The 20,673-nt window shown below is 64.1% G+C and carries 14 protein-coding genes; 2 read left to right on the top strand and 12 right to left on the bottom strand.

Annotated features, from left to right (window positions below; genetic code table 11):
- The 7 genes from ACFQX9_RS23845 to ACFQX9_RS23815 form a co-directional block, all read right to left on the bottom strand.
- A partial coding sequence (locus ACFQX9_RS23845) for a tetratricopeptide repeat protein (RefSeq protein WP_377790812.1) occupies positions 1 to 2,012 on the bottom strand: 2,012 nt, incomplete at its 3' end.
- 113 nt (positions 2,013 to 2,125) lie between these two features.
- On the bottom strand, positions 2,126 to 4,366 hold the full coding sequence (locus ACFQX9_RS23840; RefSeq protein WP_162496619.1) for a tetratricopeptide repeat protein: 2,241 nt from the start codon (positions 4,364 to 4,366) through the stop codon (positions 2,126 to 2,128).
- A gap of 125 nt (positions 4,367 to 4,491) precedes the next feature.
- Entirely contained in the window at positions 4,492 to 6,732 is a 2,241-nt protein-coding gene (locus ACFQX9_RS23835) for a tetratricopeptide repeat protein (RefSeq protein ID WP_377790809.1), read from the bottom strand.
- Positions 6,733 to 6,832: 100 nt separating this feature from the next.
- Positions 6,833 to 7,570 carry an amino acid ABC transporter ATP-binding protein gene (locus tag ACFQX9_RS23830; RefSeq protein ID WP_018457791.1) on the bottom strand — a complete coding sequence of 246 codons (738 nt, stop codon included), beginning with the start codon at positions 7,568 to 7,570 and terminating at the stop codon, positions 6,833 to 6,835.
- A gap of 11 nt (positions 7,571 to 7,581) precedes the next feature.
- Entirely contained in the window at positions 7,582 to 9,102 is a 1,521-nt protein-coding gene (locus ACFQX9_RS23825) for an amino acid ABC transporter permease (protein ID WP_018457790.1), read from the bottom strand.
- On the bottom strand, positions 9,099 to 10,304 hold the full coding sequence (locus ACFQX9_RS23820; RefSeq protein ID WP_085394800.1) for an amino acid ABC transporter permease: 1,206 nt from the start codon (positions 10,302 to 10,304) through the stop codon (positions 9,099 to 9,101). The genes ACFQX9_RS23825 and ACFQX9_RS23820 overlap by 4 nt, the downstream gene beginning before the upstream one ends.
- A gap of 25 nt (positions 10,305 to 10,329) precedes the next feature.
- Positions 10,330 to 11,346: an amino acid ABC transporter substrate-binding protein gene (locus ACFQX9_RS23815; protein ID WP_085349835.1), complete on the bottom strand. Its 1,017-nt coding sequence runs from the start codon at positions 11,344 to 11,346 to the stop codon at positions 10,330 to 10,332.
- A gap of 395 nt (positions 11,347 to 11,741) precedes the next feature.
- Between ACFQX9_RS23815 and metC the strand changes: the two genes are divergently transcribed.
- Together metC and ACFQX9_RS23805 are read left to right on the top strand one after the other, a co-directional pair.
- On the top strand, positions 11,742 to 12,926 hold the full coding sequence (gene metC / locus ACFQX9_RS23810) for a cystathionine beta-lyase (protein ID WP_018457787.1): 1,185 nt from the start codon (positions 11,742 to 11,744) through the stop codon (positions 12,924 to 12,926).
- 133 nt (positions 12,927 to 13,059) lie between these two features.
- Positions 13,060 to 14,751 (top strand): Na/Pi cotransporter family protein, encoded by a 1,692-nt coding sequence (locus ACFQX9_RS23805; RefSeq protein ID WP_018457786.1) that lies wholly within the window; start codon positions 13,060 to 13,062, stop codon positions 14,749 to 14,751.
- Between the two features lie 6 nt (positions 14,752 to 14,757).
- Here ACFQX9_RS23805 and ACFQX9_RS23800 read toward each other — a convergent pair whose 3' ends face one another.
- The 5 genes from ACFQX9_RS23800 to pbpC all read right to left on the bottom strand — a co-directional run bounded on the left by ACFQX9_RS23800 (position 14,758) and on the right by pbpC (position 20,652).
- Positions 14,758 to 15,096 (bottom strand): lipid-A-disaccharide synthase N-terminal domain-containing protein, encoded by a 339-nt coding sequence (locus tag ACFQX9_RS23800; RefSeq protein WP_007591223.1) that lies wholly within the window; start codon positions 15,094 to 15,096, stop codon positions 14,758 to 14,760.
- Positions 15,093 to 15,839 carry a glycosyltransferase family 2 protein gene (locus ACFQX9_RS23795; RefSeq protein ID WP_007610202.1) on the bottom strand — a complete coding sequence of 249 codons (747 nt, stop codon included), beginning with the start codon at positions 15,837 to 15,839 and terminating at the stop codon, positions 15,093 to 15,095. Before ACFQX9_RS23795 ends, ACFQX9_RS23800 begins: the two co-directional genes overlap by 4 nt.
- A gap of 64 nt (positions 15,840 to 15,903) precedes the next feature.
- Positions 15,904 to 16,749 carry a phosphatase PAP2 family protein gene (locus ACFQX9_RS23790; protein ID WP_085349837.1) on the bottom strand — a complete coding sequence of 282 codons (846 nt, stop codon included), beginning with the start codon at positions 16,747 to 16,749 and terminating at the stop codon, positions 15,904 to 15,906.
- Position 16,750: 1 nt separating this feature from the next.
- On the bottom strand, positions 16,751 to 18,493 hold the full coding sequence (locus tag ACFQX9_RS23785; protein ID WP_204511159.1) for a glycosyltransferase family 39 protein: 1,743 nt from the start codon (positions 18,491 to 18,493) through the stop codon (positions 16,751 to 16,753).
- Positions 18,494 to 18,543: 50 nt separating this feature from the next.
- On the bottom strand, positions 18,544 to 20,652 hold the full coding sequence (gene pbpC, locus ACFQX9_RS23780; RefSeq protein ID WP_377790804.1) for a penicillin-binding protein 1C: 2,109 nt from the start codon (positions 20,650 to 20,652) through the stop codon (positions 18,544 to 18,546).
- Positions 20,653 to 20,673 lie beyond the last annotated feature (21 nt).

Here is a 20,673-nt window from a genome sequence, read left to right as displayed (position 1 = left end):
ACCGCAGCCACGATCGAACCACCGGCACGCGACGAGGCGCCGTTGCCAAGCTTGGCCACGACCGGAACGCCCGCATAGAGCGATTCCCAGGTGCTGACGCCGCCGTTTTGCGGGAATGTATCGAGCGATATATCGACGTTCGCAAACGCCCGCAGGTGCTCGGGGCGCGGCGACGAGCCCAGGCAGGTGACATTCTCCTCGGCAACGCCCTGTGCCACGAACCGCGCGACCAAATTGTCGCGCAGTATGGGATCGTCAAGCAGAGTATGCTTGATGATGATCTTCGAACCCGTCACCTCGCGCATCACTTTCGACCACACCTCGATGGCCTCGTCTGAGATCTTGTAGATGCGGTTGAACACGCCGAAGGTGACATGGCCGTTGCGGAGCATGGGCGGCTCCGATGCAGGTAGATCCAAAATGGGATCGATCGTGATCAGGCACGGCAGGTCGTAGACCTTTTCAGCCAGCAGATGGCGCGCCGATTGCGGAATGAAGACCGGATCCGCGAGCACGTAGTCCATGGTCTGAAGGCCCGTGCCCGTGGCGTGACCAAACCCGGAGACTTGGATCGGGGCCGGCTTGCGGGCGAAGACATGGAGCCTGTTGCCGGTCGTGTGCCCGGATACGTCGATCAGGATATCGACCTTGTCGGCCTGGATGCGATCGGCCAACTCGTCATCCGACATCTGCCAGGCGTCGACCCAGACATCCGCCGAGGACCTAAATGCGGCGGTCATCTCATCTCTTACCGGCGAGCACGAATAGCAGACGATCTCAAACCTGGCGTGATCATGATGGCGCAGCACCGGCAACAGAGCGAACGCCGCCGAGTGATGCCAAAACTCGGCAGCAACATAGCCGACCACGATCCGCCTGTCGGGATCAAGCTGCCGGGGGGCAAGAGTCCTTCGCGGCAACTTCGAGCCGATCGCGTCCCACCACTGCTTTCGTGCGGCCTGCTGAACCGCGAAATCGGCCTCGGAGAGATAGTCGAGGAAGAAGATCTTCCGGCCGATCAAGGATGCATCCGGCACAATGGCCAGCGCCGCATCGAGAAGCTCGATCGCCGACGCGATCTCTCCCTGATTTGCAAAACAAGCGCTCAGCAGCACCATCGCGATCGCTGAGCGTGGATATTCCTCCAGCAACATGGTGCAGGCTAAAATCGCTTGCGCCGTGTTTCCCATGGCGAGCGCGACTTGTGCCTTCCCCTGCAAGGCCACCTCGAGCTTGGGCGCAAGCGCAAGGGCCGCGTCGAAATCCGCCGCCGCCTGTTCCAACCTCGACGTCTCAAGATTGAGCCGTCCACGGTTCGCCAGGATTTTCGCCGAGCCTGGCCTGATCGCGAGCGCCGCCTCCAGCGCGCCTTTGGCCTCGTCGAAGTTTTTGAGCTCGATATTGACCAAACCTTTGCCGACGAGCGCCTCGACGTTTCGCGGCTGAAACAACAGTGCGCGCTCGAAGCTCTGTTTGGCGCGATCAAGCTGGCGCAGCGCGAGCTCTGCCAGGCCGCGATTGCAAAGCGCATCGGCATGATCGGGCTTCAGCCCGATCGCGCGATCGTACAGTTCGATAGCCTGCTCGACGCGGTTTAGATGCAACAAGGTATTGCCGAGATTGGCCAAGGCCATCGGGAAGCTGGGCTTCAACGCGATGGCTCTCTCCAGGGACGTACGCGCGTCCTCATATTCCCCAAGTGCGAAATGCGTGGCTCCCAAATCGGAAAAAGCCTGTGCCGAGCGTGGGTCGACCGTCACGGCATATTTGAGGGCCTGTTTCGCTGCCTCGAAGTGTCGGCTCGCGAACGCGCCCAAGCCAAGCAGGTGCAAGGCGCCGAAATGCTCCGGAAGTTCATTCAGGATCTGGCGGCAGAGCGCCTCGGTCTCCGCATACCGGCCCTGGCCATAGGCCGCATTCGCGGTCGAAATGATCGCGTCCGCCTGCTTCTTCAATTTCTTCTGCAATCGCGCGTTCTGGAACGCGCGCGCGCCGGCGCCGCTGCTCTGCAAGGATTCTCTCCGGAGGATGCCCGAGACGATTCTAGCTGATTCGCGGCCAGAGCCGCCGGTTTAGGCGGCCCGGCAATCCCCCGGAAGATGCCGGTGCCCAACCCGGGCCTCGCCTACGCAACGTCAGCGTTATCCGCGGCGGCGGCACAATAGTCGCGCCAGAACTTTCGGTAACCCGCCTCGAGCTCCCGCGTGTAGGTCTCGACATTGCCGGCGGGCGAAGCCGCGATCCGGGCCGGCAATTCCGTGCGCAATTTCGCCAGATAATCGGGCTGTGACGCAAACCTGCGAGCAATCTCGACATAGCCATTGTCATCTTCGGCCACCCAGTCGCCGAGGCCGACGGCAGTCACGATAGAGGCGCCGGCACGCGAGGAGGCCCCGATGCCGAGCTTGGCCACGACGGGAACGCCCTTGTAGAGAGATTCCCAGGTGCTGATGCCGCCATTTTGCGGGAACGTGTCGAGGGACATATCGACCTGGGCGAAAGCCGCCAGATGGTCGTCGCGCGAGGTGGTGCCGAGGCAGGTGATGTTCTCCTCGACAACGCCCTGCGCGAGGAAACGCGCGACCAGACTATCGCGCAGCAGGGGATCATCGAGCAGACCATGCTTGAGGACCATCTTCGATCCCGGCAACTCCCGCATGATGCGCGACCACACACGGATCGCATCATCCGATATTTTGTAGATGCGGTTGAACACGCCAAAGGTGACGTAGCCGTTGCGGAGCATCGGCAGCTCCGAAGGCGCCAGATCCGAGACAGGCTCCATGGTGATCAGACACGGCAGATCGTAGATTTTCTCGGCAAACAGATGCCGAACCGACGGCGGAATGAAAATGGGATCCGCGAGCACGTAGTCCATAATCGGCATGCCTGTGCCCGTCGCGTGTCCGAAGCCAGTGGCCTGGATCGGGGCCGGCTTACGCGCAAAACACTGCAGCCTGTTACCGGTCGTGTGGCCCGAAACGTCGATCAGGATGTCGACATTGTCGGCCTGGATACGATCGGCGAGTTCGTCGTCCGAAAGCCCCCAGGCATCGACCCAGACGTCGGCCAATGATTTGAACATGGCGGTGTACTCGTCCGCGCCCGGCCATGAGTAGTAGCAGATGATTTCAAATTTAGTGTGATCATGATGGCGCAGCACTGGCAGCAGCGTGAGCCCCGCGGAGTGCTGCCGGAATTCGGCAGCGACATAGCCGACCACGATCCGCTTTTCCGGGTCCAGCGGCCGCTTCGGCAACTCCCTTCGCGGCTGCTTGGAGCCGATCTGGTCCCACCAGGATTTTCGCACCGCCTGCTGGACCACGAAATCGGCCTCGGCGCGGTAGTCCTCCAGGAAGATCTTTCCTCTGATCGCATCCCCATAGTCCGGCCGGACTGCCAGCGCGCGATCGAGATACTCGATCGCTGCGTCCATGTCCCCCTGGTTCGAATAAGAGAAGCCCATCAGCGCCAGCCCCACCTCGGAGCGCGGATTTTGCTCGATCAGGGCCGTTGCGGCTGCCATCGCCTGCGCAGTCTTTCCCATGACGAGGCAGGCCTGGGCCTTGCCGCGTAGCGCCAGCTCGAGCTTGGGCGAGATCGCAAGCGCCGCCTCGAAATCCGCAAGCGCGGGCTCCAGGCGCTGCAACTCGTAACTGAGCCGCCCGCGTTGGGCCACGATCCTCGGCGAGCCGGGCTTGATCGCCAGCGCCATGGCAAATTTGGCGGCCGCCTCGTCGTGGTGCCGCAGCTCCATGCTGACCATGCCGCTGCCGACGATAGCCTCGGCGTGACGGGGCTGAAACAGCAGGGCGCGGTCGAAGCTTTCCTTGGCGCGCATGATCTGTCCAAGCACAATCTCGACCATACCGCGATTGCAGAACGCGTCGGCATAATCCGGCTTGATCTTGATGGCGCGCTCATGCAGCTCGAGCGCCTGTTCGTACTGCCCCAGATGCATCAGCGTGTTGCCGAGGTTGGTCAGCGCGACCGCAAAATTCGGCTTTAGCGCGATGGCCCTCTCCTGGCACCGCCGCGCCTCCTCGTAATTGCCGAGATCGAAATGCACGGTCGCGAGGTTGTTATGGGCATCGTGCAGGCGCGGATCGAGCACAATCACGCGCTTGAGCAGCTGTTGCGCCTCCTCCAGGCGCCGGCCGTCATGCGCGCACATGCCGAGCAGGTGCAGAGCGTCGACATGATCGGGCAGCGCTTTAAGGATCTCCCGGCAGAGTGCTTCAGTCTCAGCATATCGGCCCTGGCCATAGGCGGTAGCCGCGGCGGAGAGGACGGCGTCCGCCTGCTTCATCAATTTCTTCTGCAATCGCGCGTTCTGGAATGCGCGCGCGCCGCCGCTGCTCTGCAAGGTGTCTCTCCGGAAGATGGCCCGGGGCAGAGTCTAACTGATTCGCAAGCCCGACCTGCCGGTCAGCTGGCACGGTGACACCCCCGGGATTTCCCGGGGCTCAGCGGCCCGGCGCTGCCGGTCCCCTACGCAACCTCGCTGCCTTCGACAGCCGCGGCACAATAGTCGCGCCAGAACTGGCGATAGCCCGCTTCGACCTTGCGCGTGTAGATTTCGACATTGCCGGCGGGAGACGCTGCGATCCGGGCCGGCAAGTCGCTGCGCAACCTCGCCAGATACGCCGGCTGCGCCGCATATTTGCAGGCGATCGCGGCATAGCCCTCGTCGTCCTCGGCGACCCAGTCGTCGAGACCGACCGCAGCCACGATCGAACCACCGGCACGCGACGAGGCGCCGTTGCCAAGCTTGGCCACGACCGGAACGCCCGCATAGAGCGATTCCCAGGTGCTGACGCCGCCATTTTGCGGGAACGTGTCGAGCGATATGTCGACGTTCGCAAACGCCCGCAGGTGCTCGGGGCGCGGCGACGAGCCCAGGCAGGTGACATTCTCCTCGGCAACGCCCTGTGCCACGAACCGCGCGACCAGATTGTCGCGCAACATGGGATCGTCAAGCAGAGTATGCTTGATGATGATCTTCGAACCCGTCACCTCGCGCATCACTTTCGACCACACGCGGACGGCCTCGTCTGAGATCTTGTAGATGCGGTTGAACACGCCGAAGGTGACATGGCCGTTGCGGAGCATGGGCGGCTCCGATGCAGGTAGATCCAAAATGGGATCGATCGTGATCAGGCACGGCAGGTCGTAGACCTTTTCAGCCAGCAGATGGCGCGCCGATTGCGGAATGAAGACCGGATCCGCGAGCACGTAGTCCATGGTCTGAAGGCCCGTGCCCGTGGCGTGACCAAACCCGGAGACCTGGATCGGGGCCGGCTTGCGGGCGAAGACATGGAGCCTGTTGCCGGTCGTGTGCCCGGATACGTCGATCAGGATATCGACCTTGTCGGCCTGGATGCGATCGGCCAACTCGTCATCCGACATCTGCCAGGCGTCGACCCAGACATCCGCCGAGGACCTAAATGCGGCGGTCATCTCATCTCTTACCGGCGAGCACGAATAGCAGACGATCTCGAACCTGGCGTGATCATGATGGCGCAGCACCGGCAACAGAGCGAACGCTGCCGAGTGGTTCCTGAATTCGGAAGCGACATATCCGATCAAAATCCGCTTGTCCGGATCAAGCGTGCGGGGCGCCAACGCCCTTTGCGCCAATTTGGCGCCGATCGCGTCCCACCATTGTTTTCGCGCAGCCTGCTGAACCGAAAAATCGGCCTCCGGGAGATAGTCCAGGAAGAATATCTTGCGCCCGATCAAGTCCGCATAATCAGGCGCCATTGCCAGCCCGGCGTCGAGATGTTCGAGCGCCGTCGCGATGTCTCTCTGGCTCGCATAGCAGGAAGCAAGGAGCGCAATTCCGATGTCGGACCGCGGATTTTCCTCCAGCAAGGTCTCGACGGCCGCAATCGCCTCGGCCGTGTTGCCCTTGACAAGGTTGACTTGCGCCTTTCCCTGCAAGGCCACTTCGAGCCTCGGCGAAAGCGCCAGCGCCGCATCAAAGTCCGCGAGCGCCTGCTCCAGCCGCAACAGATCGAGATTGAGCCGTCCGCGCTGCGCCAGAATCTTCGGCGAATCCGGCTTGATCGCGAGCCCTGCCGCGATCGCCGCGGCCGCCTCTTCGTAGTGCCGGAGCTCGATGCATACCATGCCCCTGCCTGCGATCGCTTCCGCGTGACGCGGTTGAAACGCGAGGGCGCGATCGAAACTCTCCTTGGCGCGCTGGGACTGGCCTTCGATCAGCTCCGCCATGCCCCGATTGCAAAATGCATCGGCATAGTCCGGCTTCAGCCTGATAGCGCGATCGTGCAGCTCGATAGCCTGCTCGGCGAGGCCCATGTGCAGCAGCGTATTGCCGAGATTGGTCAAGGCGATCGGAGAATTCGGCTTCAGCGCAACGGCCTTCTCCTGGCATGCGCGAGCCTCCTGAAACTTCTGGAGGGTGAAATACACCGCCCCGAGATTACCATGGGCATCGGGCGAACGCGGATCGAGCACGGTCGCGCGCTCGAGCAGTTGTTGCGCCTCATCGAGCCGCCCGCCATCATACGCGCGCAGACCGAGCAAGTGCGCGGCGTCGAAATGATCCGGAACCTCCGTCAAAATCCGGCGGCAGAGTGTCTCGACCTCCGCGTATCTGCCCTGGCCGAGTGCCTGAACCGCGGCGGACATGAGTGCGTCCGCCTGCTTCTTCAATTTCTTTTGCAATCGCGCGTTCTGGAATGCGCGCGCGCCGGCGCTGCTCTGCAAAGTCTCTCTCCGGAGGATGGCCCGAAAAGAGCTTGGCCGATTCGCATGGTGCCAAGCTGGCGGGCCGGTTAGACCCGCGACGCCACCGGATTGCAGGTGCTCAGCGCAGGATCTGGCTCAGGAACAGTTTTGTTCGGGCGTGCTGTGGGGCCGCGAAGAACTCGTTGGGCGTGTTGGCTTCGATGATCTGGCCCGCGTCCATGAACACCACGCGGTTGGCGACCTCGCGGGCAAAGCCCATCTCGTGGGTGACCACCAGCATGGTCATGCCCTCCTCGGCAAGGTCGACCATGGTGTCCAGCACCTCCTTGACCATTTCGGGGTCGAGCGCCGAGGTCGGCTCGTCGAACAGCATCACCTTCGGGTTCATCGTCAGCGCGCGGGCGATCGCGACGCGCTGCTGCTGACCGCCGGACATCTGTCCCGGAAACTTGTTGGCCTGGTGCGGGATCTTGACCCGCTCCAGAAACTTCATCGCCGCAGCCTCGGCGTCCTTCTTGGGGATGTTGCGCACCCAGATCGGCGCCAGCGTGCAATTGTCCAGCACGGACAGGTGCGGAAACAGGTTGAAGCTCTGGAACACCATGCCGACTTCGCGCCGCACCGCATCGACGTGCTTGAGGTTCGGCCCGAGCTCGATGCCGTCAACGACGATCTCGCCTTCCTGAAACTCCTCGAGCGCGTTGATACAGCGGATCAGCGTCGACTTGCCCGAGCCGGAGGGGCCGCAGATCACGATGCGCTCGCCCTTCTCGACCGTAAGGTCGATGTCGCGCAGCACGTGAAACTCGCCGTACCATTTGTTCAGGCCGGAAATCTTGACGATGGGGTCGGACATGGTGACCTCGATCAGTTGCGGCGGTGAGCGTTGAGGCGGTGCTCAACGAAGAGCGAGTAGCGTGACATTCCAAAGCAGAAGATGAAGTAGATGATCCCGGCGAAGGCGAACCCTGTGAAAGCGGTCGATGGCGACGACCATTTCGGATCCGAGAACGACGCCCGCAGCGAGCCGAGGAGATCGAACAGCGCCACGATCGAGACCAGCGAAGTGTCCTTGAACAGCGAGATGAAGCTGTTGACGAGGTTCGGAATGACGTGGCGTAGCGCCTGCGGCAGCACGATCAGCGAGGTCGTCTTCCACCAGGACAGCCCCAATGCCGCGGCCGCCTCGCCCTGCCCGCGCGGGATCGCAGCCAGCCCGCCGCGGACGTTCTCGGCCTGATAGGCGCCCGTGAACAGAGAGATTCCAATCAGCGCACGCACGAGACCATCGACCGTGAAATTGCCCGGCAGAAACAGCGGCAGCATGTAGGTGGCAAAGAACAGCACGGTGATCAGCGGCACGCCGCGCCAGAACTCGATGAAGGCGATCGAGAAGATCCGGATCAACGGAATGGTCGAGCGGCGGCCAAGCGCCAGCGCAATGCCGATCGGCAGCGAGGTGACGATGCCGGTGACGGAGACCACCAGCGTCACCAGAAGTCCGCCCCACAGGTTCGTCTGCACGATCGGCAGTCCGCCGTGATCAAGCCCCATCAGCTTGATCACGATTGCGATGGCGGCGAAGGTGACGATGCTGGATGTGAGGGCCCGCCCCCCGGTGCGGAGGCCGCCGCCGAGAACGAAGGCGATCAGTGAGACGATCGCGGCAGTGATGGCGAAATCGGCCCAGACCGACTGGCCTGTCCCCTGCAACTGGTCACGCAGCCAGGTCAGCGGAAAGATCAGCCAGTAGATCGCGGTACCCACGAGCACGATGACATTGCCGACGACCCACAACAGCGGTGCGGCAGAGGAGGTCTTGCCGAGACCGAGCAGAGCCTGCCCAGCGCCGATGATGCTGTCGTCGAACAATTGCAGCAGGTCAGCGGTCCAGCTCAGGCCAAATCCCTTGATGCCGCCGCCATGCAGCAGAAAGAATGCGACCACCGGAAACGCAAGGAAGAACAGGCCAGCGTTCAATCCTTTCGACGGCAGTCGCGGAATGAGCAACGGCACCAACAGGACTACTGACAACACGAGCGTGAGGTTGACCCGCCAGCGTTCGGCTTCGGGGTAGAAGCCGTAGATCAGTTGCGGCAGCTTGGCCTGGATGTAGGGCCAGCAGGCGCCGACCGTAAAGCCGGCGTTCTCGGCGAGGCAGGCCGTGCGATCCTTGCCGGTCCAGACTGCATCGACCATCAGGAATTTGACGGAAGGAATGATGGTGAACCAGAGCAGCAAGGCGCCGACGATCGTGAGCAGGATGTTGGTCGGCGAGTTGAACAGGCGCGTCCGCACCAGGCCGACGAAGCCCGTGGTCTTCACCGGCGCGGGACGCTCATCCAGAAGATCCCGGCGAACGAAACTGGACGAGGTGATATCGCTCATGCGCCGAGACTCCGGCTGACGCGCCAACCGTAGACGCTCATGACGGCGCTGGTGATCAGCGAGATCAGGAGATACACGCCCATCGTCATGGCGATGATCTCGATGGCCTGCCCGGTCTGGCTCAGCGACGTGCCGGCGAACACGGAGACGAGGTCGGGATAGCCGATCGCGACGGCCAGCGACGAATTCTTGGTGAGATTGAGGTACTGGTTGGTCAGCGGCGGAACGATGACGCGCATCGCCTGCGGCACGACGACCAAGCGCAGCGTGGTGCCGCGGCTCAGGCCCAGCGACGATCCCGCCTCCATCTGTCCGCTGTGGACGGAGAGGATGCCCGCGCGCACGATCTCGGCAATGAAGGCGGCCGTATAGGTCGACAAGGCCAACGTGAGCGCCACGAACTCCGGGATGATCCGCGAGCCACCGGCGAAATTGAAACCCTTGAGCTGCGGCAGCTCGAAGCTGAAGGGCAGACCCGCTACCAGCATGGTGACGAGCGGCAGTCCGAACAGCAGGCCCAGCATATAGGGCCAGATCCGGATCACCTGACCCCGCTCGAACAGCGCCCGGCGCGCATGGATGCGCAACGCCACCGAAGCCACAATGCCGAGGGCCAGCACCGCCAGAAACGCCTCGAAGCCGCTCTCGCCGATCGGGCGGGGAATGACGAGACCGCGATTGCTGACGAAAGCTATGCCGAGCAGCGAAATGCTCTGTCGTGGATTGGGCAAGGCCGCGAGCACCGCCAGGTACCAGAACAGGATCTGGAATAGCAGCGGCAAGTTGCGGATGATCTCGACATAAATTTCGCCAATGCGCGCGAGCAGCCAGTTGGGCGACAGCCGGCACAGCGCGACGATGAAGCCGATCAAGGTGGCGAACACAATGCCCACCACCGAGACCACGAGCGTGTTGAGGAGCCCGACCAGGAATACGCGCAGGAACGTGTCCGAGCCGGTATACGAGATCAGCGTCTGATTGACGTCGAAACCGGCGTTGTTCGCGAGGAAGCCGAAGCCGGCGGCAATATGCTGGTTCTCGAGGTTGGCGCGGGCGTTGGAGACGATTTCATAGGCAATCCAGCCCAGGATCGCAGCGAAGGCAAACTGGACGGCGATGCCGTTCCAGCCCGTCTTGCCCCCCAGCACGCGCCTGATCTTCAGCGCGATCTGGGGCGGGGGTTTGCGAGCCTCGATGCTCATCGCCGCGAGCGCGGGTCAGGCGGGATCAGCGGATCGGCGGGGCGTATTGGAGACCGCCCTTGTTCCAGAGATTGTTGAGACCCCGATTGATACCGAGCGGCGAGCCTGCGCCGACATTGCGGTCGAACACTTCGCCGTAATTGCCGACGGCCTTCACGATGCGCACCACCCAATCCTTGCTTAGGCCGAGCTGTTCACCGAAATTGCCATCGGTACCCAGAACGCGCTTCAGTTCAGGATTTTCCCCTTTCGCCTTTTCGTCGACGTTTTTCGCGGTCACGCCGAGCTCTTCGGCGGTGATCATGGCAAACAGCGTCCATTTCACGATGTCGAACCATTGGTCGTCGCCGTGGCGCACCATCGGACCGAGCGGCTCCTTCGAGATGATTTCCGGGAGCACCATGTGATCGCCGGGATTGGCAAGCTTCAGGCGGTTGGCGTACAGGCCCGACTGGTCGGTGGTGAAGACGTCGCAGCGCCCGGCCTCGTAGGCCTTGACCGTTTCGTCGTTGGTGCCGAACGCGATCACCTCGTACTTCATGTTGTTGGCCTTGAAGTAGTCGGCGAGATTCTGCTCGGTCGTGGTGCCGGTCTGGACGCAGACCGACGCGCTGTTGAGCTCGAGCGCCGAGTTCACCTTGAGCGACTTCTTCACCATGAAGCCCTGCCCGTCATAATAGGTCACGCCGGTGAAGTTGGCGCCGAGCGAGGTGTCGCGCGAAATGGTCCAGGTGGTGTTGCGCGACAGCACGTCGACTTCGCCGGATTGCAGCGCCGTGAAACGGTCCTTGGCGGAGAGCGGCACGTATTTGACCTTGGTCGGATCGTTGAAGATCGCCCCGGCGATCGCGCGGCAGACGTCGACATCAAGCCCGGTCCAGTTGCCCTTGTCGTCCGGCGAGGAGAAGCCGGGCAGACCCTGACTGACACCGCAGGACAGCATGCCCCGGTCCTTGACGGTCTTGAGCGTTTGCGCATCGGCGGCTTGGGCAGACAGGCCGGCGGCGAGGGCGAGAGAGAGAGCCAGGGTTACGCGTTTCATGGGCTTTGGGCCTTTCAAAGTCGTCTCAAGGTCAGGAACGTTGTCTTTGCGATCGCCTCTGCCAGGGCTAGCCGTCTCAAGACCAGCCCTGCAAGAGTCATGCTGGAAATCCTTGCCGATCACCCGCCGATCCCGGGAGGCCCTGCCTTAATCCCCGCCGACAGGCGCCCGCCGTTACGGCTGTGGCGCTTGGTCCGGTCAGGCGATGGATCGAAGGTCGCGGCAGGCCCCTCAACATGCGGCGACTGAATAGCACCTGCGATAACAGAACGACTGGCCTGCCGGGTCAAGGGGTTGACGGGACTCTTCTGTGTTCTGTTATTAACGACAGCGGCCTTTCGGCCAGCCCGCGGGCGCAGCGTGCCTGGTGGAAACGCGCTTTTGAAAGCAGACGCATGGATTCCTCACCCCCCTCCGAACAGCACGCCGAGACCCGGCTGGTCACCTCCGGCCGCGACACCAAGGCGCAGAAGGGGTTTGTCAATCCTCCGGTGTTCCACGGCTCGACCGTGCTCTATCCGACCGCCGAGGACCTGCACGCCCATCGCGGCGAGTTCACCTATGGCCGCCATGGTTCCCCCACCACCAAGGCGTTCCAGGAGACGCTGATGACGCTAGAGGGGCCGCAATGCGCCGGCGTCGGCATCGTGCCGTCGGGTCTGTCGGCGATCTCGACCACCCTGCTCTCGGTGCTGAAGGCCGGCGACCACATCCTGGTCTGCGATAACGTCTATCGGCCCTCGCGCAATTTCTGCAACGGCATGCTCACCCGCTACGGCGTCGAGACCACCTATTTCGATCCGATGATCGGCGCCGGCATCGACAAGCTGTTCAGGCCCAACACAAGCGCTGTGCTGGTCGAGGCGCCAGGCTCGCAGTCGTTCGAGATGCCAGACATCCGCGCCATCGCCGAGGTCGCGCATGCCCGCGGCGCGATCGTCATCGACGACAACACCTGGGCGACGCCGCTCTATCACCGCTCGCTCGAACAGGGCGTCGACATCAGCATGCAGGCCGCCACCAAATATATCGGCGGTCATTCCGACATCATGTTCGGCACCATCTCGGCCAATGCCAGGGCATGGCCGCAGATCGCCGAAGGCATCCGCCTGCTCGGCGTCTGTGCCGGTCCCGATGACGTCTTCCTGGCACTGCGCGGCCTGCGTACGCTGTCGGTGCGGCTGGCGCAGCATCATCGCTCCGGGCTCGACATGGCGCGCTGGCTTGCGAGCCGTCCCGAGGTCGCGCGCGTGCTGCATCCGGGGCTCGAGACCGATCCGGGTCATGCGATCTGGAAGCGCGACTTCACCGGCGCTTCGGGCCTGTTCAGCATCGTCTTGAAGCCGGCGCCGCAGAAGGCGGTCGACACCATGCTCGATACGCTCAAACTGTTCGGCATGGGCTTTTCCTGGGGCGGCTTCGAGAGCTTGGCGATTCCCTTCGATTGCGACGCCTATCGCACCGCCACGACATGGTCGCCGGGCGGCCCGACGCTGCGTCTGCATATCGGGCTCGAAAGCGTCGACGACCTCAAGGCCGACCTCGATCGCGGCTTCGCTGCCCTCAAGGCAGCAATGTGAGCCTGCTCACAAGGCATCACGCCGTGGGAACGTGCAGAAGCCGCAAACGTTAACGCCGACGCGCCAACAAATGGTTTGAACCTCAAGCATTTGGCGCTAGCCTCACCAATCGACTCCAATCCGGACACGGAGCATGGGAACGTTGGTACTGCTCGATCTGATGGGCGGCGTGGCGCTGTTGCTGTGGGGCCTGCACATGGTCCACAGCGGGATTCTGCGCGCCTTTGGCCCGGACTTGCGACGGCTCCTCGGCAAGGCGCTTGGTAACCGCTTCAACGCGTTCGCCGCCGGTCTCGGCCTTACTGCCCTGCTCCAGAGCAGCACCGCGACCGCGCTGCTCACGAGTTCGTTCGCAGCCGAGGGCTTGCTCAGCCTGGTCACCGCGCTCGCCATCATGCTCGGCGCCAATGTCGGCACGACGTTGATCGTGCAGGTGCTGTCGTTCAACATCGCCGCCGTCGCGCCGGTCCTGTTCGTGCTCGGACTGGTCGCCTTCCGCGTGGGTCCACGCTCACGGATCAAGGACGTTGGCCGTGTCTTGATCGGCCTCGGGCTGATGCTGCTGTCGCTGCACATCCTGCTCGACACGCTGGCGCCGGCCGAGAACGCGCCGGGCGTCCGCATCGTGATGTCCTCCATCACGGGCGATCCCGTTCTGTGCATCGTGATCGCGGCGCTCGTCACCTGGGCGGTGCATTCGAGCGTCGCCAGCGTGCTGCTGATCATGTCGCTCGCCTATTCGCAGTTCATCTCGCCTTACGCGGCGCTCGCACTGGTGCTTGGCGCCAATCTCGGCAGCGCCATCAATCCCGTATTCGAAGGCGCCAAGCGTGACGATCCCGCCAGTTATCGCCTGCCGGTGGGCAATCTCGTCAACCGCGTGATCGGGATCGCCTTGGTCCTGCCCTTCCTGGGCCCGATCGCCGAGCACATGCACGCCTGGCAGCCCGATCTCGCCAGGATGACGGCGGCGTTTCATATCGCCTTCAACGTCGGCACGGCCATCATCTTCATCGGCCTGCTCGATACCGTGTCGCGCCTGTTGACCCGGCTCCTGCCCGATCGTGTTCAGGAGGCCGATCCGGCCCGGCCGCGCTATCTCGACGAAACCGCGCTGGAGTCGCCGTCGCTGGCGCTGGCCGATGCCGGCCGCGAAACCCTGCGCATGGGCGATCTCGTCGAGATCATGCTGCGCAAGGTGATGGCGGCGATGATGAGCGGCGACCGTGCGCTGGTCGACCAGGTCTCGAAGATGGACAACATCGTCGACGGCCTCGACGAAGCCATCAAGCTCTACGTGACTAAACTCATGCGCGGCAGCCTCGACGAGAGCGAGGGCCGGCGCGCGATGGAGATCATCTCCTTCGCCATCAATCTGGAACATATCGGCGATATCATCGACAAGAGCCTGAGCGAGCTCGCGACCAAGAAGATCAAGCGTCGCTTCCAGTTCTCGCCCGAGGGCGCCGAGGAGCTCGCCGCCTTCCACAAGCGCACGATGGATTCGCTGCGCATCGCCTTCGGCGTCTTCATGTCGGGCGACGCCAACGAGGCGCGCAAGCTGCTGGTGGAGAAGACTGCGCTGCGCAATACCGAGCTTGCCGCCGTCGAGCGCCACCTCGACCGCCTGCGCGAGGGCCGCCCCGAGACAATCGAAACCACGTCGCTGCATCTCGACGTGCTGCGGGACCTGCGCCGCATCCACTCGCATATCTGCTCGGTCGCCTATCCCGTGCTCGACGCGGCCGGGGAGCCCCATCGCAGGCACGAAGCGGAGACCGCCGCCCTGCCCGCGCCGGGCGCGGCGTCCGCGTTGCCGCGCTAGCCTGGATCAGCGCTCCAGCGTCTTTGACGCGCGGCCGCGGTTCTTCACAATCAACATGATGTTACGGATATAGATGATGGTCGCGAGCGCCTGGCCGAGGATGATGACAGGCTCGCGCTTGACGACGCCATAGACCAGCGTCATCAGCCCGCCGCCCATCGAGCAGAACCAGAACGCCATCGGCACCACGCTGTTGCCGGCGCGCTCGCTCGCGATCCACTGCACCAGGAAGCGTGCCGTGAAGAACAGCTGCGCGACGAGGCCGAACGCGAGCCAGAAGTCGAACTTGGCCACGAAGACATCGTAGAAATAATTGCTCAGCGCCTGACCGTATTGGATGATCATGCCGTCACCTCAGTCACATCCGGCGTCGGCTTCTTGCGGCGGATCAGCCACCAGACGCCCACGAGATCCATGATCCCGATCCACAGCCGGTCGAAGAAACCGTAGTTTGACACGCCGGAGCGGCGCGGACGGTCGATCACGTCGACATAGGCGATCTCGTAACCCTCGCGGCGCACCAGCGCCGGCAGGAAGCGGTGCAGCCCGTCGAAATAGGGCATCATCAGGAACACCTCGCGCCGGAACGCCTTCAGGCCGCAGCCGGTGTCGCGCGTACCGTCCTTCAGGATCGCGTTGCGGACGCCGTTGGCGACACGTGACTGGAATTTCTTGAAGCCGGTATCCTTGCGGCCGACGCGTTGTCCAGCCGCAAGTCCGACCTTGCTTCCGTTCTCGACAGCCGAAATCAAGTCCGGCAGGAAGGCCGGATTGTTCTGGCCGTCGCCGTCGAGCGTCGCCACGATCGCGCCGCGTGCCGCACGTACGCCGCTGCGCACGGCCGCGGATTGGCCGCCTGATTTGGCGTGGCGCAGCTGGCGCAGATTGTCCCGCTGCTTCATGACGGCGCCAAGCCGTTCGCCGGTCGCGTCGGTCGAACCGTCGTTGACGTAGATGATCTCATAGGCCCAGCGGCCGTCGAGCGCCGCGCCGATCTCCTCGATCAGCGGCACGATGTTGTCGGCTTCGTTGCGCACGGGAACGACGATGGAAACCGAGGGCTGGAAAACCGAAGGCTGGGACGACAAATCGAAGCTCGTGGTTGGAATTGGCTTGCCTTAAGGAACCGGCGGTCCCGGCAGGCAGCCGCTTTTATGGGGCGGATGCCCCGTGGGCAACCCTTTTGAGGCGGCCCGAGACCGCCCCTGCAAGAGGCACAATGGTGCCGTCGGCACGGATGGCAAAGCCGAGCCTGCGGGCCGCGAACCAGTAGCGCACCGCCAAGGCGCCGACCAAGCCGACCAGGGCGCCGGCCACCACGTCACTCGGGTGGTGCGCAAGCAGCACCAATCGCGTTAGCAGGATCACGATCGCGTAAGTGAACATGAACACGCGCAGGCGCGGCCACAGCGCCGAGACCGCGAACGCCAGCGCGAACGCCGTCACCGCATGACCCGACGGCAGGCTGGCATAGGCCCCGGTCCCCTCGAATGGGACGAAGTTGAACGGATTGGCCTTGCCGCCGACGAACGGACGTCCTCGACCGATGAGATATTTCAGGATCTCGGCGACGAATACGGGCACGGCAACAGACAAAAACATGAACTGCAGCCGCGTGCCGAGGCCGAGCAGAAGCGCGCGGCTGGTGCCGTGCAATCCCGCCGCAACCAGCGCTAGGACCACCAGCAGGCCCCCGAGCACCGAGAGCACATACTCGTCCTTGCCGAAATCGGTAAGGATGCGGATCGGCCACAGTCCGGGCGCGCCACGTGCCGGCATCAGCTGGATCTCGGTCAGGTCGAACACGACCATCAGCGCGATGACCAGGGCTGCGCCCGCCGCACTCAGCCAAAGCGAATGCCGCGCCAGCTTTCGCGCGGCCTCGGCGCGGCGCGAATGCGAGGGCGTGCGCACGAGCTGTGCCAGGGCGCGCCCCGAGAGCGTGAGCAATTGTGCGCGATAGCTCGCGCGCGGCGAGATGTCGGTTGGTGCCGACATCCTACTCGGTGCCTTCCGAGCGGAAGATCGAGATCGAGATCGCGCGCCCTTGCGAGAAATTGTAGCCGTCGATGCGGGTGCCAACCTTGTAGCGCAGCCCGATCGCCTCGGCGCGCTGCACGAAGCCGCGCTCCGAACGCTGCTCGATCAGCGCGAAACGGCAGCTCCCCTGCCGCAGGAAATCCGCCGCACCCGAACCGTCGGTGAGCACCGTCTGCGTACCCGTCAGGAAGACCAGGCTCGGCTCGTGATAGCCGGCCGCGGCCGCCTTCGGGCCCACGCAGGTGACGTTGCGAAGCGCGCGTGCGATCTCGATGCTCGGAAACAGCGGCGTCAGCGACGGCAGCACGATGCCGTAGACCGTTAGCGCGAGCATCAGGGCTGCGACCAGCGCGTTGAGCAGCGAGCGCTCGGCGTGATTGTTGTCGTGAAGCCACCAGGCGAACAGGCCGAAGATCAGCGAGGCCGCGATGAACGGCCATGCCACGAAAGCAGGCTGCCGCGTCAGCATCACCGCGCCGACGACCGCGATGATCGAGCCGCCCACGGGGATTGCGAACCACCATGCCGAGCCGCGCATCAGCCAGGACCACGACAGCACCCGCCGCTCGAGCGCGCCCGCGGTGAGGATCGCGATCGCAGGATACAGCGGCAGCACGTAATGGGGCAGCTTGGTCAGCACCACCTCGAACACGATCCAGGACGGGACCAGCCAGGCCAGCAGGAATTGCGCGCCGGGCTCGCGCCGCGCGCGCCAGACCGCGGGCGCGGCCATCGCCGCGAGCGGCGCGCCGGGCCAGAACGTGATCCAGAACAGCACCAGATACAGTCCGGGCGGCGCGCCGTGGGATTCCTGCGCGCCCAACTTGCTCAACATGTCGCCGCCGACGGAATCGGCGAAGAAGGCATCGCCCGCGCGCCAGAAGATCGCGACGAACCAGGGCAGCACCAGCACCAGCATCCACATCAGGCCCCAGAGCGGGCGCAGCTTCCACAGCCAGGAGGCATCGCGGTCCTGGATCGCGAGCGCGATGATGGTCAGGCCTGCGAACATCAGGATCAGCGGGCCCTTGATCAGGATGCCGACAGCGAGAGCCGTCCAGAAGATCGCGGGCCAGCTCCAGGGCGGATGGGTCTCGTCCTCGGCGCGTTGCCAAGACAGATAGGCCCGCGCCATCGCGCCCATCGCGGCGACCACGCAGAACAGCAGCATGGCGTCGGTCTTCGCAAGCCGCGCCTCGACGCCAAGCAGCACCGAGGCGCACATCAGAAGTGCTGCAAGCACTGCGGCGCGCCGCGTGACGAAGCCGAGCGCCGTCCAATAGGTCATGAGCACGGCGCCTATCGCGCCGATCAGCGAGGGAAGCCGATAGACCCAGATGCGCAATTCGGCCCGCGGCAGACCGAGCGCCGATGCCGTCTCGACCGCGGCCGATTGCAGCCAGTAGATGCCGACGGGCTTCTTGTAGCGGACGTCTTCCTGGAAGCGGATGTCGACATAATCGCCGCTCTCGACCATCTGCTTGGTGGCCTGCGCAAAGCGCGCCTCGTCGCGATCAACCGGCGGAATCGTAAAGAAGCCCGGCAGGAATAGCAGCAGCGCGCACAGCAGCAGGAAGGCGACCGCGCGGACGTGGCTGGCCGTGGCGATGTCGAACATGGACACGAGCCGGCTGCCCGGATTCACCGGGGATTTCGGCTCGCGGGGAGCTCCAAAACGGGGTGTTGGGTAGGTCTCGGCCATCGGTTCCGCTTACGCTGAAACCGCCATCGCCACAACCGCTTGAGGCAGGGTCATTGAATTCGAATGACAACTGTGTCCGCGGCGCCCGTGGCGTCGATGACGGTCAGCCGCGCAAAGCCGGGACCGGGCGGATCGATCAGCCGCTGACGACGTCCGTCGATCTCACCCTGCGCCGTTCCGTTAACCATGACGGTCATGGGCAGGACGCCGCCGGCGACTTTGACCGGCATGGCTGCGCCCCCCTCGCCACCTGAGCGATGGACGTCGATCCGCGAGCCGTTCAGCGGAAACTGGATGTGCAGGGCCTGCTCGCCCCCGGTCCGCACCAGATCCCCGACCGGGCGGAACCGCCTCAAGGGCAATGGCAGCTTGGCGTTGCTGGCCACGAGAGTTCCTTTCGGCGGCTTCGGCAACGGCAGGAGCGTCTTGCCGGTGCGGGCGAAGGCGTCGAACAGGATCGGCGCGGCGGCAACCCGACCGGTCAGGCCCGGAACCGGCGCGCCGTCGGGCCGGCCAACCCAGACCCCGATGGTCATGCGCCCGTCGAAGCCCATCGACCAGGCATCGCGGTAGCCGTAGGAGGTGCCGGTCTTGAAAGCGATGCGGTTATGAGCCGCGTTCGCCGGCGGCGGGGTACCGAGCAGCACATTGCCCACTTGCCAGGCCGCGACCTGATCGAGCAGCCGCAGCGGCTCGCGCTCGTCCCCGTCGCTCATGATCTCGCGCAGCGGCTTGGTGGTGCCGAGCCGGGCGAAGCCCGCATAGAGCTGGGCGAGGTCCTGCAGCGTCACGCCGACGCCGCCAAGGCCCATGGCAAGTCCCGGCGCCTCGTCTTTGGGCAGAACCAGATTGCCACCGGCCTGACGCAGCCGCGAGGCCAGCCGGCTCGCGCCGACGCGGTCGAGCAGCACGATCGCGGGCACGTTTAACGACAGCTGCAGCGCCTTCTTCACCGGCACCGTGCCCTGAAACGTCATGTCGAAATTTTCCGGCGCGTAGGAGCCGAAGCGCACGGGCCGATCGTCGATCAGACTGTCCGGATGAACAAAACCGTCCTCGAAGGCCAGCCCGTAGATGAAGGGTTTCAGCGTCGAGCCCGGCGAGCGGATGGCGCGGGTCATGTCGACCTGCCCTGCCCGGCGCTCGTCGAAATAATCGGCCGAGCCGACGCGCGCGAGCACGTCGCCGCTCTCATTGTCGACGACGATGATGCCGACCGAGATGTTCGGCCCCAACGCAATGGCACGATCGCGCGCTAGCGGCTCCAGCACCTTCTGGAGGGTGGCATCGAGCGTCAGCTTGATGACTGGCGCGTCCTTGACCGTCGCAAGCGCCGCATCGGAGGCGTGCGGCGCCAGGATCGGCATCGGCTTGCGCAATTTCGGCACAGGAACGGCTTTCGCCTGCTTCGCATCGTCGAGGCTGATCTGTTGCTCCTCGACCATGCGGTCGAGCACGCGGTCACGTGCTTTGCGCGCCGCATCGGGATAGCGATCGAGCCTGCGGGTCTCCGGCGATTGAGGCAGCGCGACCAGCAACGCGGCTTCAGCCAGCGACAACCGCTTCGGCTCCTTGCCGAGATAGGCGATCGAGGCAGCGCGAATGCCCTCGAGATTGCCGCCGTAAGGCGCGAGCGCCAGATAGAGGTCGAGGATCTGCTCCTTGCTCAAGCTGCGCTCGATCTCGATCGCACGCACGATCTGCCGCAGCTTTGCATGGAGCGAGCGCTGCCGCCGAGGCTCCATCAGCCGCGCGAGCTGCATCGAGATGGTCGAGCCGCCCGAGACGATGTGGCCGCGCGTCGCAAGCTGAAACGCAGCGCGCCCCAGCGCCACCGGGTCGATGCCGTCATGTGCGTAAAAGCGCTGGTCCTCGTAGGCGAGCAGCAGCTTCAGATAGGTCGGATCGACGTTCGTTTTTGTCTCGACCGGCAGTCGCCAGCGTCCATCCGCCATCGCATAGGCGCGCAGCAGCTTGCCATTCCGATCGACGATGGTGGTGGAAACCTGGCGGGCGTCGTCGAAAGGCAGCGGACCGAGGGAGTAAACCCACGCGACGACGCCGACGATGGTGAGGATGAGCGAGAATGCCAGCGCGGAGAGGACACGCGGGCCCCTGCCCCTTGCTCCGTCATGGCCGGGCTTGTCCCGGCCATCCACGTTCTTGCCTCTCGCACCAAA

Origin of the sequence: Bradyrhizobium sp. GCM10028915, assembly GCF_042666195.1 — a bacterium.
Lineage (GTDB): Bacteria > Pseudomonadota > Alphaproteobacteria > Rhizobiales > Xanthobacteraceae > Bradyrhizobium > Bradyrhizobium canariense_D.
Note: the sequence above shows the minus strand (reverse complement) of the source record. Positions and strands in the feature narration are given on the sequence as shown.

Bases quoted from the DNA above. Each gene is read 5' to 3' on its own strand.
- ACFQX9_RS23805 (WP_018457786.1), top strand. From the start codon at position 13,060: ATGGGAACGTTGGTACTGCTCGATCTGATGGGCGGCGTGGCGCTGTTG.
- ACFQX9_RS23825 (WP_018457790.1), bottom strand. From the start codon at position 9,102: ATGAGCGATATCACCTCGTCCAGTTTCGTTCGCCGGGATCTTCTGGAT.
- ACFQX9_RS23830 (WP_018457791.1), bottom strand. From the start codon at position 7,570: ATGTCCGACCCCATCGTCAAGATTTCCGGCCTGAACAAATGGTACGGC.
- ACFQX9_RS23800 (WP_007591223.1), bottom strand. From the start codon at position 15,096: ATGATCATCCAATACGGTCAGGCGCTGAGCAATTATTTCTACGATGTC.
- metC (WP_018457787.1), top strand. From the start codon at position 11,742: ATGGATTCCTCACCCCCCTCCGAACAGCACGCCGAGACCCGGCTGGTC.
- ACFQX9_RS23820 (WP_085394800.1), bottom strand. From the start codon at position 10,304: ATGAGCATCGAGGCTCGCAAACCCCCGCCCCAGATCGCGCTGAAGATC.
- ACFQX9_RS23785 (WP_204511159.1), bottom strand. From the start codon at position 18,493: ATGGCCGAGACCTACCCAACACCCCGTTTTGGAGCTCCCCGCGAGCCG.
- ACFQX9_RS23790 (WP_085349837.1), bottom strand. From the start codon at position 16,749: ATGTCGGCACCAACCGACATCTCGCCGCGCGCGAGCTATCGCGCACAA.
- ACFQX9_RS23815 (WP_085349835.1), bottom strand. From the start codon at position 11,346: ATGAAACGCGTAACCCTGGCTCTCTCTCTCGCCCTCGCCGCCGGCCTG.